Genomic DNA, 17,126 nt, shown 5'->3' with positions numbered 1-17,126 from the left:
TCCCGGCAGTCCTGCGGCTACTCTGGCACGGTACGCGCGCGCCCCCGCAGGGCGGCGCGCATTCCGCCACCAGTGGACCGCGCCGCTCCCGGCCGGGCCACTCGGCACCCTTCGTAGGCCGGATCCGTCGACGTACCATGGCGCCGGAATCTGCAACGCCGCAGGCCCAGACCGAGGAGAGACCCGTGAGCGACCTTCGCACGCTGCGCAACTACATCAACGGTGAGTTCGTCGACGCGGCAGACGGCCGCACGCTCGACATCGTCGACCCGACCACGGGCGAGGTCTACGCGACGTCGCCGCTGTCCGGTGCCGCTGACGTGGACGCGGCCATGGCCTCGGCCGCCGCCGCCTTCCCGGTCTGGCGCGACGCCACCCCGAGCACCCGGCAGAAGCTGCTGCTCAAGATCGCCGACGCGGTCGAGACCCGGGCCGACGAGCTCGTCGACGCCGAGGTGCGCAACACCGGCAAGCCCCGCGCGCTGACCCTCTCCGAGGAGATCGGCCCGATGGTGGACCAGATCCGCTTCTTCGCCGGTGCCGCCCGGCTGCTGGAGGGCAAGGCCGCCGGCGAGTACATGGACGGCATGACCTCGATCATCCGCCGCGAGCCGGTCGGCGTCTGTGCCCAGGTCGCGCCGTGGAACTACCCGATGATGATGGCGGTCTGGAAGTTCGCCCCGGCCATCGCCGCGGGCAACACCGTGGTCCTCAAGCCCTCGGACACCACCCCGGCCTCCACCGTGCTGCTGGCCGAGATCATCGGCGGCGTCCTCAAGGACCTGGAGCTGCCGGCCGGCGTCTTCAACGTCATCTGCGGCGACCGCGAGAGCGGCAAGCTGATGGTCGAGCACCGGACCCCGGCGATGGCCTCCATCACCGGTTCGGTGCGCGCCGGCATCCAGGTCGCCGAGTCGGCCTCCAAGGACGTCAAGCGGGTCCACCTGGAGCTGGGCGGCAAGGCCCCGGTCGTGGTGTTCGAGGACGCCGACATCGCCGAGGCCGTCGAGGGCATCTCGGTGGCGGGCTACTTCAACGCCGGCCAGGACTGCACCGCCGCCACCCGCGTGCTGGTGCACGAGTCGATCCACGACGCCTTCGTCGAGGCGCTGGCCAAGGCCGCGGCCGAGACCAAGACCGGCGGCGTGGACGACGAGGACGTGCTCTACGGCCCGCTGAACAACGCCAACCAGCTCAAGCAGGTGGCCGGCTTCATCGAGCGGCTGCCCGCCCACGCCAAGGTCGAGGCCGGTGGCCACCGGGTCGGCGACAAGGGCTACTTCTACGCCCCGACCGTCGTCTCCGGCCTGCTGCAGGACGACGAGATCATCCAGAACGAGGTCTTCGGCCCGGTCATCACCGTGCAGAAGTTCACCGACGAGGACCAGGCCGTCGAGTACGCCAACGGCGTCGAGTTCGCGCTGGCCTCCTCGGTCTGGACCAAGGACCACGCCCGCGCCATGCGGATGTCCCGCCGCCTGGACTTCGGCTGCGTCTGGATCAACACCCACATCCCGCTGGTCGCCGAGATGCCGCACGGCGGGTTCAAGAAGTCCGGCTACGGCAAGGACCTGTCGGCGTACGGCTTCGAGGACTACACCCGGGTGAAGCACGTCATGACCGCGATCTAGCGGGTCGTGACCATCGGGCACCGTATGACCGCGATCTAGCGGGTCATGACCATCGGGCACGTCATGACCGCGATCTAGCGGGTCGTGACCATCGGGCGGGGTATGACCGCGATCTGAACAATCAGCTGAACTGACAAGGGGCCCGGGTCTTTTCGACCCGGGCCCTGTCGCTTTGCACCCTGTCGGCGGGTCGCGCGTCCGGCTGACAGGATGAAACTGCACTTCGGGGGCGCTCGGCCCTAGCCTTACCGGCATGAGCATCCCCACCGCTGACTCAGCCGCCGGAAAGGCGGTCAAGGCCGCCGACCGCGCGCACGTCTTCCACTCGTGGTCCGCCCAGGCGCTGATCGACCCCCTCGCGGTGGCCGGCGCCGAGGGCTCGTACTTCTGGGACTACGACGGCAACCGCTACCTCGACTTCTCCTCGCAGCTGGTGAACACCAACATCGGGCACCAGCACCCGAAGGTGGTCGCCGCGATCCAGGAGCAGGCGGCGAAGCTCTGCACGATCGCCCCCGGTTTCGCGGTCGAGGCGCGCAGCGAGGCGGCCCGGCTGATCGCCGAGCGCACCCCGGGCGACCTGGACAAGATCTTCTTCACCAACGGCGGCGCCGAGGCGGTCGAGAACGCCATCCGGATGGCCCGGCTGCACACCGGCCGGCAGAAGGTGCTCTCCACCTACCGCTCGTACCACGGCGCCACCGCCAACGCGATCGCTCTCACCGGCGACCCGCGGCGCTGGGCCAACGAGACCGGTGTCTCCGGCGTGGTGCACTTCTGGGGCCCGTACGCCTACCGCTCCAACTTCCACGCCGAGGACGAGGCGCAGGAGTGCGAGCGCGCGCTGGCGCACCTGGAGCAGGTGATCGCCTTCGAGGGACCGGGCACGGTGGCCGCGGTCATCCTGGAGAGCGTGGTCGGCACCGCCGGCATCCTGATCCCGCCGCCGGGCTACCTGGCCGGGGTGCGGGAGATCTGCGACCGCCACGGGATCGTGTTCGTCCTGGACGAGGTGATGGCCGGCTTCGGACGCACCGGCGAGTGGTTCGCCGCCGACCACTGGGGCGTGGTGCCGGACCTGATGACCTTCGCCAAGGGCGTCAACTCCGGCTACGTCCCGCTGGGCGGCGTGGCGATCAACGCCGAGATCGCCGCCACCTTCGCCGAGCGGCCGTTCCCCGGCGGGCTCACCTACTCGGGGCACCCGCTGGCCTGCGCCTCGGCGGTGGCCACCATCAACGCCATGGCGGAGGAGGGCATCGTCGAGAACGCCAAGCACATCGGCGAGACGGTGCTCGGCCCCGGTCTGCGCGAGCTGGCCGAGCGGCACCCCTCGATCGGCGAGGTGCGCGGCCTGGGCGTGTTCTGGGCGCTCGACCTGGTGAAGGACCGGGAGACCCGGGAGCCGCTCGTCCCCTACAACGCCGCGGGCGCCGCCAACGCGCCGATGGCCGAGCTGGCCGCCGCCTGCAAGCAGCGCGGGCTCTGGCCGTTCGTCAACATGAACCGCTTCCACGTCGTCCCGCCGTGCACCGTCACCGAGGAGGAGGCCAAGGCCGGCCTCGCGGTGCTGGACGAGGCGCTGTCGCTGGCCGACGCGCACACCGTCTGACGTACCTACCAGGACGGCCCCGGGCGCACCCGCGTGTTCCCGGGGCCGTTCCACGCTCCGGAAGGCCCCCACATGTCCCGCAGCTCCACCCCGACCCGCCGATCCTCCGCCGACCGCCCGCAGGGCCCGACGCGCCTGCGCCGGCGTTCCGTCCTCGGCGGGGCCGCGCTGCTCGGCGCCGGCACGCTGACCGGCTGCGGCATCCCGTCCGCGTACGTCGCCGAGGACCGCCGTTCGGCACCGGACCGCTCGGAGCACGACAAGCGGCTGAACTTCTCCAACTGGACGCAGTACATCGACACCGACGACCAGGGCAAGCGCCCGACCCTGGACGCGTTCAGCGAGAAGACCGGGATCGCGGTCACCTACACCGAGGACATCAACGACAACGACGAGTTCTTCGGCAAGATCAGCCCGGTGCTCACCCAGGGCGCGGACCCGGGCCGGGACCTGATGGTGATCAGCGACTGGATGGCCGGGCGGTACGTCTCGCTGGGCTGGGTGCAGGCGATGGACCGGGCCAACCTGCCCAACGTCACCGCCAACCTGGACCCGCAGCTGGCGAACCCGGTCTTCGACCCGGGACGCCGGCGCAGCGTGCCCTGGCAGTCCGGGATCACCGGCATCGCGTACAACCGCAAGGCGCTCGGCCGGGAGCTCAGGTCCACCGCCGACCTCTGGGCGCCCGACCTCAAGGGCCGGATCACGCTGTTCGCCGGGCTGGACGAGGCGCTCGGGCTGCTGATGCTCTCCCAGGGCGCGGACATCGCCCGGTTCGGGGACGACGACGCGCACAAGGCGATGGACCTGGTGCAGCGGATGGTCGACACCGGGCATGTCCGCCGCTTCACCGGCAACGACTACACCAGCGACCTCGCCTCCGGTGCCGCGATCGCCTGCCAGGCCTACTCCGGTGACGCCGTCCAGCTCACCGCGGAGAACCCCGACATCGCCTTCGTGGTGCCGGAGGAGGGCGGCGAGCTGTGGGCGGAGAGCCTGATGATCCCCAACCGGGCCGTCCACAAGCGCAACGCCGAGCTGCTGGTCGACTACTACTACCAGCCCGAGGTGGCCGCCGAGCTCGCCGCGGCCGTCCAGTACATCTGCCCGGTGCCGGCCGCCCGCGAGGTGCTGGCGGACAGCGGGGACAAGGACAAGGCCGAACTCGCCGAGAACCCGCTGGTGTTCCCGACCGAGGAGATGCGCGCCCGGCTGCGCAGCATGCGGGACGTCACCTCGGCCGAGCGGCCGGAGCTGCACAAGGTCTGGGGGCGCATCACCGGGGTGTGACCCCGTCCGGCCCTACCGGCGCACGGCGTCCAGGGCGAGCAGCGCCACGTGCAGGGAGAGGCAGGACTCCACCTGGTCGAGGTCGACGCCGAGGATCCGTTCGACCTTGTGCAGCCGGTCGTAGAAGGACGGCCGGGACAGGTGCGCGGCGTCGGCCGCCGCCGACTTGTTCCGGCCCTGCTCCAGGTAGATCCGCAGCATCTGCACCAACTGGCCGTTGTGCTCGGCGTCGTGGGCCAGCAGCGGGCCCAACTCCCGCTCCACGTACGTCTGCAGGCGGGAGTCGTCGCGCAGCAGGTGGAGCAGGCCGCGCAGCCGGACGTCCGGCAGCCGGTAGTAGGAGGCGGTCCGGCCCCCGCCGGGCGCGTCGTGCAGGGCCGCGTCGGCGACCTGGGCGGCCTCCAGCAGGGTGCGCCGGGCGTCGCGGACCGAGCCGACCGAGGAGCCGACCGCGACGACCGGCCCCGGGGTGTCGGCGGGCTCCCGGCCGGACTCGGCGGACATCCGGCGCAGGGTGGCCGAGAAGGCCTCCAGCGCGGAGTGCTCGTCCTGCTGGGCGCCGAGCGCGATCAGCAGGCCGACGCCCTCGTCGTCCAGCGCGCCGACCAGGGCGGAGAGCCGGCTGGCCCGCACCGCGCCGGCCGCCAGCTCGGTGAAGTCGCGCAGCCGGGCCTGGGCCTCCAGCGCGGCCGGGATCGGCCCCCGGCGCTGGCGCAGCACCACGCCGACCAGCCGTCGGCCGTCCAGCGGGACGCCGAGCGCCTGGGCGCGCAGGGCCACCTCGGAGACGGTCAGCGCGTGGGTGAGGATGCCGGAGAGCAGGGTGCGGTGGGTCTGCCGCTCCAGGCTCTCCCGGTCGCGCACCACCAGCCGGTTGAGCGCCAGCGCGGAGGCGCCGCGCTCCAGCAGCATGGCGTGCGGGTGGGCCTCGCCCTCCGGCAGCGGGCCCGGCTCCAGCACCAGGACCAGCCGGCCCCAGTCCTGGCCGCGGGCGCCGACGGTGGTCACCAGCCAGCCGCTGCGCGGGTCGTGGCCGGTGCGGCCGGGCGGGCGGACCCCGCGCGAGCGGCGCTCCCAGTCCTCCAGCAGCTCGGCCTCGGGGCGTCCGGCGCTGTCGTGGGCGAGCACCTGGTGGGCCAGGTTCTCCAGGACGACCGGCGCGCCCGCCATCCGGGCCACCTGGCGGATCACCTCGGGCGGCTCGGCACCCTCGACCACCAGCTCGTTGAAGACCTGGTGGACCGACTCGGAGACCCGCAGCTGCTCCAGCTGGGCGTTCACCACCAGGGCGTGCACGGCCTCGGTGACGGCGACGAAGCGCACCTCGCGGCGGAGCGCGATCAGCGGCAGCCCGCGCTGCTCGGCGGCGTGCACCAGGGCGCGCGGGAGCGAGTCGAAGTAGCGCCGGCCGAACTCGACCACCAGGCCGGCCACGCCGACGTCGTCCAGGTCGCGGACGTAGCGGGCCAGGCCCTCGCGGTCCTCGGGCAGCGCGATGCCGGTGGTCAGCACCAGCTCGCCGCCCTGCAGCACGCCGGCGACGTCGGGCAGCTCGCTGACGTGCACCCAGCGGACCGGTCGCTCCAGGTGGTCGGCGCCGGCCACCACCTGGGGCAGGCCGCGCCGCATCACCTCCAGGTCGAGCACACGGGCGACGGTGGGGAGCATCGCGGGCCTCCAGGGCGGGGGAGGTGGGAGGGGAGGGGGTGAAGGGGACAGAGTGTCAGGTGAATCATGCATCGTCGCGACGACCTGTTGCCCTGCGAGGAGCCTTGCACTCTGTAAGGCCCTTCGTGTCGAGACTGTCGAAGTGACCCTTGTCACGTCAACCCCGCAGTTGGCAAGGTCAGCGGGACCGCAGACCCCCACCGCGGAAGCGTTTCGCCGCAGCGCGGTCGAACCGCCGGCTCTTGGAGGAACCCAGATGGACCTGACCGACTTCGGCACGGGCGCGCAGTACATCGCGGGCCGTCAGGCCCGGGGGAGCGGAGAGCCCTTCCAGGTCGTCAACCCCGCCGACGGCACGGTGGCCGAAGAGGTCACGCTGGCCACCGCCGGGGACGTGGACGCCGCCGTCGCCGCCGCGCGGGACGCCCTGCCCGGCTGGTCCTCGGCCACCCCGGGGGCCCGGTCCGAGGCGCTCACCCGGCTGGCCGCCGTCCTGGGCGCGAACGCCGCCGACCTCGCCCGGGTGGAGACCGCGCAGACCGGCAAGCCGGTCAAGCTGGCCACCGAGTTCGACGTCCCCGGCACCGTCGACAACGCCGCGTTCTTCGCCGGCGCCGCCCGCAACCTGGAGGGCAAGGCGGCCGGCGAGTACTCCGGCGACCACACCTCCTACGTCCGGCGCGAGGCGATCGGCGTGGTCGGCTCGATCTCGCCGTGGAACTACCCGCTGCAGATGGCCGCCTGGAAGATCCTCCCGGCGATCGCGGCGGGCAACACCATCGTCCTCAAGCCGGCCGAGCTGACCCCGCTGACCTCGGTGATGTTCGCCCGGGCCTGCACCGAGGCGGGCATCCCGGACGGCGTGGTCAACGTGGTCACCGGCGCCGGGCGCACCGCCGGCGAGCACCTGGTCTCCCACCCCGGGGTCGCGATGGTCTCCTTCACCGGCTCCACCGCCGTCGGCAGGCGGGTCGCCGAGCTCGCCACCGCGAGCGTCAAGCGCACCCACCTGGAGCTCGGCGGCAAGGCCCCGTTCGTGGTCTTCGACGACGCCGACCTGGACGCCGCGGTGCACGGCGCCGTCGCCGCCTCACTGATCAACGGCGGCCAGGACTGCACCGCCGCCACCCGCGCGTACGTCCAACGCCCGCTCTACGACGCCTTCGTGGCCGGTGTCGCCGAGCTCTTCGCGGCCGTCCGGATCGGCGACCCCCGCAACCCGCACACCGACCTCGGCCCGCTGGTCTCCTTCGCCCACCGGGACCGGGTGGCCGGGTTCGTCGAGCGCGCCCGCTCCTACGCCACCGTCGTCACCGGCGGCCCCGCGCCGGAGAAGGGCCACGACGGCTTCGACCTCACCCGGGGCGCCTACTACGCGCCGACCCTGATCACCGGTGCGGTCCAGGACAGCGAGGTGGTCCAGGGCGAGGTCTTCGGCCCGGTGCTGGTGGTGCTGCCCTTCGACGGCGACGACGAGGGCCTGCGGCTCGCCAACGACACCCCGTACGGCCTGGCCGCCTCCGCCTGGACGGGCAACGTGCACCGCTCGCTGCGCGCCACCCGGGAGATCGCCGCCGGGTGCGTCTGGGTCAACGACCACATCCCGATCATCAGCGAGATGCCGCACGGCGGCTACAAGGCGTCCGGTTACGGCAAGGACATGTCCCAGTACTCGCTGGACGAGTACACCCAGGTCAAGCACGTCATGTTCGACACCACCGCGGTGGCCCGCAAGGACTGGCACCGCACCGTCTTCGGAGACCGATAACCCCTCAGGCCGGGTGCTCCCCCACGCACCCGCCGTCCCCCCCCCAGGAGGCCCGTTCCATGGCGTTCAAGGCGTTCAACGAGCTCACCGACGGTCTGCCCGAACCCGTCCGCAGGGCCTGGGAACGCAGTCTGACCAGCGGCCGGGCCGCGGTCGGCCGCCGCACCCTGCTGCGCGCCGCCGCCCTGACCGCCGGGGCGGGCACCCTGGCGGCCTGCGGCATCCCGGCCGCCCCCAGGGCGACCGGTGACTCGACCGCCAACGCCGCCGAGGACCACTCGGGGAGCGAGAAGGAGGTCGACTTCTCCAACTGGCCGCTGTACGTCGACACCGACGAGAAGGACAAGCAGAAGCACGGCACCCTGGACGCCTTCACCGCGGCCACCGGCATCAAGGTCAAGTACAACGAGGACGTCAACGACAACGTCGAGTTCTTCGGCAAGGTCAAGCCGCAGCTGGCGGCCGGCCAGGACACCGGCCGCGACCTGGTGGTGCTCACCGACTGGATGGCCGCCCGGCTGATCCGGCTCGGCTGGGCGCAGAAGCTCGACCCGGCGAACGTCACCACCGCGATCACCAACGTCGAGGCCCGCTTCCGCGCCCCCGACTGGGACCCGGGCCGGCTCTACACCTACCCCTGGGCCGGCATCCAGACCGTCATCGCCTACAACCGGAAGGCGACCAAGGGCAAGGAGGTCACCAGCGTCTCCCAGCTGCTGGACGACCCCGAGCTCAAGGGCCGGGTCACCTTCCTCTCCGAGATGCGCGACAGCATCGGGATGGTCCTGCTCGACATGGACAAGGACCCGGCGAAGTTCACCGCCGACGACTACGCCGGCGCGATCGCCCGGATGCAGAAGGCCGTGGACAACAAGCAGATCCGCCGCTTCACCGGCAACGACTACGGCCAGGAGCTGTCCTCCGGGGACATCGCCGCCTGCGTCGCCTGGGGCGGCGACCTGATCCAACTGCGCGCCGACAACCCGGACATCGAGTTCGTCATCCCGGAGAAGGGCTACCTCGCCTCGACCGACAACATGCTGGTCCCGGCCAAGGCGCGGCACAAGACGAACGCGGAGAAGCTGATCGACTTCTACTATCAGCCGAAGATCGCGGCGCAGCTGGTCGCGGGCATCGGCTTCGTCTCCGCCGTCACCGGGATGAAGGACGAGCTCGCCACCCTCGCCCCGGACAGCGCGGCCAACCCGCTGGTCGTACCCACCCCCGAGATGGCGGCCAAGGCGCACGTGTTCCGCACCCTCACCGAGGCCGAGGAGAGCGACTTCGAGCAGAAGTTCTCCAAGCTCATCGGCGCCTGACCCCCACCCCCGGCAGAAAGACCCAGGAAGACACCCCATGACAGACCAGCTGCGCGCCGCGGCCGGCGGCGACGTCCGCCTCACCGGCATCGGCAAGACCTATGGCTCCTTCACCGCCGTCCACCCGCTCGACCTGACCGTCCCCCAGGGCTCCTTCTTCGCCCTGCTCGGCGCCTCCGGCTGCGGCAAGACCACCACCCTGCGCATGATCGCCGGCCTGGAGGAGCCCACCAGCGGCACCGTCCTGATCGGCGGCCAGGACGTCACCGCGCTGCCCCCGTACAAGCGCCCGGTCAACACCGTCTTCCAGAGCTACGCGCTCTTCCCGCACCTGGACATCTTCGAGAACGTCGCCTTCGGCCTGCGCCGGCGCGGCAAGAAGGACGTGAAGAAGCAGGTCGAGTCCATGCTGGAACTGGTCGAGCTCGGCCAGTACGCCCGGCGCAAGCCGCACCAGCTCTCCGGCGGCCAGCAGCAGCGCGTCGCGGTCGCCCGCGCCCTGATCAACCACCCCCAGGTGCTGCTGCTGGACGAGCCGCTCGGCGCCCTCGACCTCAAGCTGCGCCGCCAGATGCAGCTGGAGCTCAAGCGGATCCAGACCGAGGTCGGCATCACCTTCGTGCACGTCACCCACGACCAGGAGGAGGCCATGACGATGGCCGACACCATCGCGGTGATGAACGGCGGCCGGGTCGAGCAGCTCGGCGCGCCCGCCGACCTGTACGAGAACCCCGGCACCACCTTCGTGGCCAACTTCCTCGGCCAGTCCAACCTGCTGCCCGCCGAGGTCACCGGCGGCGCGGGCGGGGACCTGCTGCTCACCGTCGCCGGCAGCCGGCTCGCGGTGCCGAAGGCGCGCTGCGCCACCGAGGCCAAGCTGGTCCACCTGGGCGTGCGCCCGGAGAAGATCACCATCAGCCACGCCTCCGAGACGGTCGCCGAGGGCCGCAACCGGCTCGCCGGCACGGTGCTCGACTCCAGCTTCATCGGCGTCTCCACCCAGTACGTGGTGCGCACCGACAGCGGCCAGGAGGTCACCGTCTTCGAGCAGAACATGGAGCGCGACGCCCGGATCGTCCCCGGCGCCCCCGTGCAGCTGCACTGGAACCCGGCGCACTCCTTCGCCCTGGACGCCGCGCAGGCGATCGACGCGGGCACCGCGGAGGAGGCCGCATGACCACCACCACCCCGGCGGCCGCCCCCCAGGTCATCCCGCTCGGCGAGCCCGCGCCGAAGCCGAAGCGCAAGCTCACCCCGTACTGGCTGCTGCTGCCCGGCATCGCCTGGCTGGTCGTCTTCTTCGCCGTGCCGATGGTGTACCAGGCGTCCACCTCGCTGCAGACCGGCTCGCTGGAGGCGGGCTTCAAGGTCACCTGGCACTTCGCCACCTACTGGGACGCCCTGGTCGAGTACAAGTGGCACTTCGTCCGCTCGTTCTCCTACGCGGCCATCGCCACCGTGCTCTGCCTGGCCATCGGCTACCCGCTGGCGTACACCATCGCCTTCAAGGCGAGCCGGCGCTGGCGCAACGTCATCCTGATCCTGGTCATCGCGCCGTTCTTCACCAGTTTCCTGATCCGCACGCTGGCCTGGAAGACCATCCTGTCCGACGGCGGACCGGTGGTCGGCGCGCTCAACACCCTGCACGTCCTGGACCTCACCAACGCCGTCGGGCTCACCTCCGGCGACCGGGTGCTCGCCACCCCGCTGGCCGTGGTCTGCGGCCTCACCTACAACTTCCTGCCGTTCATGATCCTCCCGCTGTACACCTCGCTGGAGCGGATCGACCCCCGGCTGCACGAGGCGGCCGGCGACCTCTACGCCCGGCCCTTCACCACCTTCCGCAAGGTCACCTTCCCGATCTCGCTGCCGGGCGTGGTCGCGGGCACCCTGCTCACCTTCATCCCCGCCTCCGGCGACTACATCAACGCCCAGCTGCTCGGCTCGCCGAGCGAGCAGATGGTCGGCAACGGCATCCAGAAGCAGTTCCTGAACGTGCTCGACTACCCCACGGCGGCAGCGCTGAGCTTCATCCTGATGGCCCTGATCCTGGGCATGGTGACGGTCTACATGCGCAAGGCCGGGACGGAGGAACTGGTCTGATGTCCCGCATCCTGAAGTGGGTCCGCGCCCATCTGGTGGTCCTGGCCGGCCTGCTGGCCCTGGCCTACCTGGTGCTGCCCAACCTGGTCGTGCTGGCCTTCTCGTTCAACAAGCCGGTCGGCAAGTTCAACTACGAGTGGAACGAGTTCTCCACCGACGCCTGGACCAACCCCTGCGGCGTGGCCGACATGTGCCAGTCGCTCTCGCTCAGCCTGCAGATCGCGGTGCTCGCCACCATCGGCGCCACCGTGCTCGGCACCATGGTCGCCTTCGCGCTGGCCCGCTACCGCTTCCGCGGCCGCTCGGCCACCACCGCGATGATCTTCCTGCCGATGGCCATGCCCGAAGTCGTCATGGCCGCCTCGCTGGGGACGCTGTTCCTCAACATGCGCATCCCCTTCGGCTTCACCACCATCCTCATCGCCCACATCATGTTCTGCCTGAGCTTCGTCGTGACGGCGGTCAAGGCGCGCGTGATGAGCATGGACCCGAGGCTCGAACAGGCCGCCCAGGACCTCTACGCGACCCCCGTCCAGACCTTCCTGCGGGTCACCCTCCCGCTGGCCGCCCCCGGCATCGCCGCCGGCGCGCTGCTCAGCTTCGCGCTCTCCTTCGACGACTTCATCATCACCCAGTTCAACTCGGGCCCGACCACGGTCACCTTCCCGATGTTCGTCTGGGGCGCCTCGCAGCGCGGCATCCCGGTGCAGGTGAACGTCATCGGCACCGCGATGTTCGTGGCCGCGGTCGCGCTGACCGTGGCCGGCCAGTGGCTCGGCAACCGCCGCAAGGCCACCGCCTGACGTACGGTCGGTCAGCGGTGGTTCGTACCATCACCTATTCGTGGAAAGTGGCTGATAATGCATGGACTCCGCCCGCGCACTCAGTGACGCCAGGCCCACCCCCTTCTGGCTGGAGGACCCCGGCCGGCCCGAGGCGCTGCCCGCCCTGGTCGGCGACACCGCCTGCGACCTGCTGGTCGTCGGCGGCGGCTACTCCGGACTGTGGACCGCGCTCATCGCCAAGGAGCGCGACCCCTCGCTGGACGTCGTCCTGGTCGAGGGCCACGAGGTCGGGTGGGCCGCGTCCGGGCGCAACGGCGGATTCTGCGCGGCCAGCCTCACCCACGGCTTCGGCAACGGCCTGGAGCGCTGGCCCTCCGAACTCGCCCAGCTGGAACGCCTCGGCGCCGCCAACCTGGACGGCATCGAGGCCACCCTCAAGCGCTACGGCATCGACGCCGAGTGGGAGCGCACCGGCGAGATCGACGTCGCCACCCAGCCGCACCAGGTCGAGGAGCTGCACGAGGTCGCCGAGGCCGTCGCCCGGTACGGCTTCGAGCTCACCGTCCTGGACGCCGACCAGCTGCGCGCCGAGGTGAACTCGCCGACCTTCCTCGGCGGCCTCTGGGACAAGGACGGGGTGGCGATGGTCCACCCCGCCAAGCTCGCCTGGGGCCTCAAGGAGGCCTGCCTGGGCCTGGGCGTCCGGATCTACGAGCACACCCGGGCCACCGAGCTGCGCGAGCACGGCAGCGGGATGGCCGCCCGCACCCCGTACGGCCGGGTCCACGCCCGCCGGGTCGCGCTCGGCACCAACGTCTTCCCGTCCCTGCTCAAGCGCGTCCGTCCGTACGTCGTCCCGGTGTACGACTACGCGCTGATGACCGAGCCGCTCAGCGACGAACAGCTCGCCTCGATCGGCTGGCGCGGCCGGCAGGGGCTCGGCGACAGCGCCAACAAGTTCCACTACTTCCGGCTGTCCGCCGACAACCGGATCCTCTGGGGCGGCTACGACGCCGTCTACCACTACGGCGGCCACGTCCGGCACGAGTACGACCAGCGCCCGGAGACCTTCCGCACCCTGGCCAACCACTTCTTCCGCTGCTTCCCGCAGCTGGAGGGGCTGCGCTTCACCAACGCCTGGGGCGGCGCCATCGACACCTGCAGCCGCTTCTCGGCCTTCTTCGACACCGCCTACCGCGGCAAGGTCGCCTACGCCGTCGGCTACACCGGGCTCGGCGTCGGCGCCACCCGCTTCGGCGCCGAGGTGATGCTCGACCTGCTGGCCGGCGAGCGCACCGAGCGCACCTCGCTGGACATGGTGCGCTCCAAGCCGCTGCCGTTCCCGCCCGAACCGGTGCGCTGGGCCGGGATCGAGATCACCACCCGCTCGCTGGAGCGCGCCGACCGCAACGGCGGCCACCGCAACCTCTGGCTGCGCACCCTCGACCGGATGGGGCTCGGCTTCGACAGCTGACCACCTCCGATCGTGGGGTATCTCCCGCGACCCGTGTAAGAGGGACCCGCCGTCCGCCTCTCCTCGGTGACGGCGGGTCTCGCACTCCCGCCACGTCCGACCGTAGGAAACGGCGAGGAGCGGGGACACGACATGGACAGCACCGGACTGCACTGGCTCGCCCAGGTGGCAGCGGACCCGGACGACTTCCGGGAGCAGTGGGAACGCACCGGGCTGGGCCTGGTCCTGCTACCGGCCGGGCGCCGCTGGGACGTCCTCGCCGTCCCCGGGCGGCTCGGGCGACCGGCACTGGACGTGCTGGACACCGGCTTCCGCGGCCCGGTCCTCACCGACTTCGGCGAGGAGCACGTCAGCTTCCTGGTGCCCGTCGGCACCGCCGCCCGCTGGGTCGGCACCGGGGTGCGCTGCGCGGGGGAGGGCACCTGGATCGTCGTCCCGCACCCCGGACGCCGCAGCCGGGGCGTGCGCTGGCTGGTGCCGCCCGACGGCTCCGGGCGGCTCAACGACCCGGTGCTGCTGGAGCTGGCCCTGCACGAGGCGGCGGCCGGGCTCGGCGGCTGGTAGCGCGGGCGGGTCGCGGCGGGTCGCGGACGGACTGGGTGCCGGTCGCGGGAGGTTCGCGGGCCGTTCGCGGCGGCAGCGCGCGGGGCGGGCGCCCGGGTCAGACTGGAGGCGTGACCACCGCCCCGCACGCCGTCGACCCCTCCCTCCGGCCGGGTGCCGCCCAGCTGCGCCTGGCCGCCCTCGCCGAGCCCGTCTGCACCCGGTACGGGCTGGCGCTGGCCGGCGGGCACGCGCTGCGCGCCCACGGGGTCCCGGCCTGCCGACAGGACGGACTCACCCTGGCCACCGGCGGCGCCGACCTGCCCGAGGTGGCCGCCGCACTGACCGAGGCGTACCGCGCGGCGGGCGGCGGGGTCGCCGAACGGCCCGGCACGCCGCGGCTGGAACAGCTGACCGTACGGCTGGCGCTGGGCGGGCGGGTCCACTCGGTGGAGCTGCGGAAGGAGCCGCTCGGCCACCGGCCGGTCCGGTTGGACTTCGGCGCCCCGGAGGCGGACGGGCCCCCGCTGGTGCTGCCGGTGGTGGCCCTGGAGGACGCCGCGGCGCTGACCACCGCGCTGCTGGTCGACCGGGGCATGCCGCGCGACCTGATCGACGTGCACGCCCTCACCCGCAACTACCGCGAGGGCGAACTGCTGGCCCTGGCAGGGGAGTTGGACCCGGACTTCCAGCCGGGCGGGCTCGCCGACCGGCTGGAGACGCTGGCCGAGGCGGCGGACGGCCGGTTCCGTGCCCGCGGGGTCGAGGCCGGCGCGGTGGACGGGCTCAAACGGTGGGCGCTGGCCTGGGCGCAGGACCTCCGGCTGGACCTGCTGGAGACCCAGGAGGCGGCGGACGGGTTGCACGACCCGTACCTGGAGGACGAGGAGTCCTGAGCCGCCGGGCCGTGACCCCCACCCGTTCGGCGCAGTGGGCGGACGACCGGACGACCTGTAAGGCTGAATCCGCGATCCCCGTCAGCCTGTTCGTTGAGCCGCGCTCCGGAGGCCAGCAGACTGGGAGACGAGCGCGGTAGCCCCGTGATTTCCCGTCGCCCGACCCTCTCGCGGGCGGCGCCAGACCGGACCGGTGGCAGGACGCCGCCCGGGACTTCGGAGGCAGACGGACTTGAGCAAGCACATCACTCACTGGATCGGCGGCCGGTCGGTCGCCACCGCCGGTGCCGCGCCCCGCCGCGGTGACATCTTCGACCCGGCCACCGGCCAGGTCGCCGGCCAGGTCGACTTCGCCGGGATCGCCGAGGTCGACCAGGCCGTGGCCGCCGCCGCCTCGGCCTTCGCCGAGTGGCGCACCGCCTCGGTGGCCCGGCGCAGCACGGTGCTCTTCGCCTTCCGCGAGCTGCTGAACGCCCGCCGGGACGAGCTGGCCGAGATCATCGTGGCCGAGCACGGCAAGGTGCACTCGGACGCGCTGGGCGAGATCGCCCGCGGCCTGGAGGTCGTCGAGTACGCCTGCGGCATCCCGCAGCTGATCAAGGGCGGCTTCACCGAGCAGGCCTCCACCGGCATCGACGTCTACTCGATCCGCCAGCCGCTCGGCCCGGTCGCGATCATCTCGCCGTTCAACTTCCCGGCCATGGTGCCGATGTGGTTCTTCCCGATCGCCATCGCGGCCGGCAACACCGTCGTGGTGAAGCCCTCCGAGAAGGACCCGTCCGCGGCCAACTTCCTGGCCGGGCTGTGGAAGGAGGCCGGCCTGCCGGACGGCGTCTTCAACGTCGTGCACGGCGACAAGGTGGCCGTCGACCGCCTGCTGGAGCACCCGGACGTCAAGTCCGTCAGCTTCGTCGGCTCCACCCCGATCGCCCGCTACGTGTACGAGACCGGTACCCGCTACGGCAAGCGCGTGCAGGCCCTCGGCGGCGCCAAGAACCACATGCTGGTGCTGCCCGACGCCGACCTCGACCTCGCTGCCGACGCCGCCGTCAACGCCGGCTTCGGCGCGGCCGGCGAGCGCTGCATGGCGGTCTCCGTCCTGGTCGCCGTCGACCCGATCGGTGACGAGCTGGTCGACAAGATCAAGCAGCGGATCGCCACCTTGAAGGTCGGCCCCGGCTGCAACGGCGACTCCGAGATGGGCCCGCTGGTCACCGGCCAGCACCGTGACAAGGTCACCTCCTACGTGGAGTCCGGCCTCGCCGACGGTGCCGAGCTCGCCGTGGACGGCCGCAAGCACCCGGTCACCGCCGAGGACAAGAACGGCAGCCCGACCGCCGACGGCTTCTGGCTCGGCCCCACGCTGTTCGATCACGTGAAGCCCGGCATGTCCGTCTACAACGACGAGATCTTCGGCCCGGTCCTCTCCGTCGTGCGCGTCGCCTCCTACGACGAGGGCCTGGCGCTCATCAACGCCAACCCGTACGGCAACGGGACCGCCCTCTTCACCAACGACGGCGGCGCGGCCCGGCGCTTCCAGTTCGAGGTGGAGGTCGGCATGGTCGGCATCAACGTGCCGATCCCGGTGCCGGTCGCCTACTACTCCTTCGGCGGCTGGAAGGCCTCGCTGTTCGGCGACGCCCACGCGTACGGCCCGGACGGCGTCCAGTTCTTCACCCGCGGCAAGGCCGTGACCCAGCGCTGGCTGGACCCCTCGCACGGCGGCATCAACCTCGGCTTCCCCACCAACAGCTGAGCCGGCTGCGCGCTCGACGCGCTCGCGCCAGGCAGGCCGGACCCCTCTCCCCGGGGCCCGGCCTGCCCCCTTTTGCAGGTCGTTTGCATCCGGACCCAGATGCGCGTACAGTTCTTCGAGCTGCCCGGCAGGGAGCACCGGACACGCATCTGCGCGGACGGTCCTGAGGCAGCCAATCCCTTGAAACACCACTTCCGGTTCGTGCCGGTCGTTTCGCTTTTTCGCGTCTCGGCTCGGTGCTTATTCGGCGTGCGCTTTTTATCGGATTGCGGCTGGATTCG

At 71.7% G+C, this 17,126-nt stretch carries 14 protein-coding genes; 13 read left to right on the top strand and 1 reads right to left on the bottom strand.

Annotated elements, in window-relative coordinates:
* Positions 1 to 137: 137 nt before the first annotated feature.
* The 3 genes from ACZ58X_RS33435 (at position 138) to ACZ58X_RS33425 (ending at position 4,533) form a co-directional block, all read left to right on the top strand.
* The gene (locus ACZ58X_RS33435; RefSeq protein ID WP_470337341.1) at positions 138 to 1,631 is read left to right on the top strand and encodes a gamma-aminobutyraldehyde dehydrogenase; all 1,494 of its coding nucleotides are present in this window, start codon (positions 138 to 140) and stop codon (positions 1,629 to 1,631) included.
* Between the two features lie 253 nt (positions 1,632 to 1,884).
* Entirely contained in the window at positions 1,885 to 3,243 is a 1,359-nt protein-coding gene (locus ACZ58X_RS33430) for an aminotransferase class III-fold pyridoxal phosphate-dependent enzyme (RefSeq protein WP_470337340.1), read from the top strand.
* A 72-nt stretch (positions 3,244 to 3,315) separates the two neighbouring features.
* Positions 3,316 to 4,533, top strand: a complete 1,218-nt coding sequence (locus ACZ58X_RS33425) for a polyamine ABC transporter substrate-binding protein (RefSeq protein WP_470337339.1) — start codon at positions 3,316 to 3,318, stop codon at positions 4,531 to 4,533.
* A gap of 12 nt (positions 4,534 to 4,545) precedes the next feature.
* On the opposite strand, the gene ACZ58X_RS33420 is transcribed toward ACZ58X_RS33425, so the two are convergent.
* On the bottom strand, positions 4,546 to 6,201 hold the full coding sequence (locus ACZ58X_RS33420) for a PucR family transcriptional regulator (protein ID WP_470337338.1): 1,656 nt from the start codon (positions 6,199 to 6,201) through the stop codon (positions 4,546 to 4,548).
* 256 nt (positions 6,202 to 6,457) lie between these two features.
* Here ACZ58X_RS33420 and ACZ58X_RS33415 point away from each other — a divergent pair, with 256 nt between their 5' ends.
* From ACZ58X_RS33415 to ACZ58X_RS33370, 10 genes are all read left to right on the top strand, one after another.
* The gene (locus ACZ58X_RS33415) at positions 6,458 to 7,969 is read left to right on the top strand and encodes a gamma-aminobutyraldehyde dehydrogenase (protein WP_470337337.1); all 1,512 of its coding nucleotides are present in this window, start codon (positions 6,458 to 6,460) and stop codon (positions 7,967 to 7,969) included.
* 59 nt (positions 7,970 to 8,028) lie between these two features.
* Complete coding sequence (locus ACZ58X_RS33410) at positions 8,029 to 9,288, top strand: polyamine ABC transporter substrate-binding protein (protein ID WP_470337336.1); 1,260 nt, start codon at positions 8,029 to 8,031, stop codon at positions 9,286 to 9,288.
* 37 nt (positions 9,289 to 9,325) lie between these two features.
* Positions 9,326 to 10,465 carry an ABC transporter ATP-binding protein gene (locus ACZ58X_RS33405; RefSeq protein WP_470337335.1) on the top strand — a complete coding sequence of 380 codons (1,140 nt, stop codon included), beginning with the start codon at positions 9,326 to 9,328 and terminating at the stop codon, positions 10,463 to 10,465.
* Positions 10,462 to 11,391 (top strand): ABC transporter permease, encoded by a 930-nt coding sequence (locus ACZ58X_RS33400; protein ID WP_470337334.1) that lies wholly within the window; start codon positions 10,462 to 10,464, stop codon positions 11,389 to 11,391. The genes ACZ58X_RS33405 and ACZ58X_RS33400 overlap by 4 nt, the downstream gene beginning before the upstream one ends.
* Positions 11,391 to 12,194 (top strand): ABC transporter permease, encoded by an 804-nt coding sequence (locus ACZ58X_RS33395; protein ID WP_188307049.1) that lies wholly within the window; start codon positions 11,391 to 11,393, stop codon positions 12,192 to 12,194. The genes ACZ58X_RS33400 and ACZ58X_RS33395 overlap by 1 nt, the downstream gene beginning before the upstream one ends.
* Positions 12,195 to 12,255: 61 nt before the next feature.
* Positions 12,256 to 13,650, top strand: a complete 1,395-nt coding sequence (locus ACZ58X_RS33390) for an NAD(P)/FAD-dependent oxidoreductase (protein ID WP_470337333.1) — start codon at positions 12,256 to 12,258, stop codon at positions 13,648 to 13,650.
* A 132-nt stretch (positions 13,651 to 13,782) separates the two neighbouring features.
* The gene (locus ACZ58X_RS33385; protein ID WP_470337332.1) at positions 13,783 to 14,214 is read left to right on the top strand and encodes a bifunctional DNA primase/polymerase; all 432 of its coding nucleotides are present in this window, start codon (positions 13,783 to 13,785) and stop codon (positions 14,212 to 14,214) included.
* 110 nt (positions 14,215 to 14,324) lie between these two features.
* A complete protein-coding gene (locus tag ACZ58X_RS33380; protein WP_470337331.1) occupies positions 14,325 to 15,089 on the top strand; it encodes a nucleotidyl transferase AbiEii/AbiGii toxin family protein in 765 nt (254 codons plus the stop codon).
* Between the two features lie 232 nt (positions 15,090 to 15,321).
* Entirely contained in the window at positions 15,322 to 16,845 is a 1,524-nt protein-coding gene (locus ACZ58X_RS33375) for a CoA-acylating methylmalonate-semialdehyde dehydrogenase (protein ID WP_470337330.1), read from the top strand.
* Between the two features lie 99 nt (positions 16,846 to 16,944).
* On the top strand, positions 16,945 to 17,126 hold a 182-nt coding region (locus tag ACZ58X_RS33370), incomplete at its 3' end, for a hypothetical protein (RefSeq protein ID WP_470337329.1).

It is taken from the genome of Kitasatospora sp. NPDC040550, assembly GCF_055594965.1.
Note: the sequence above shows the minus strand (reverse complement) of the source record. Positions and strands in the feature narration are given on the sequence as shown.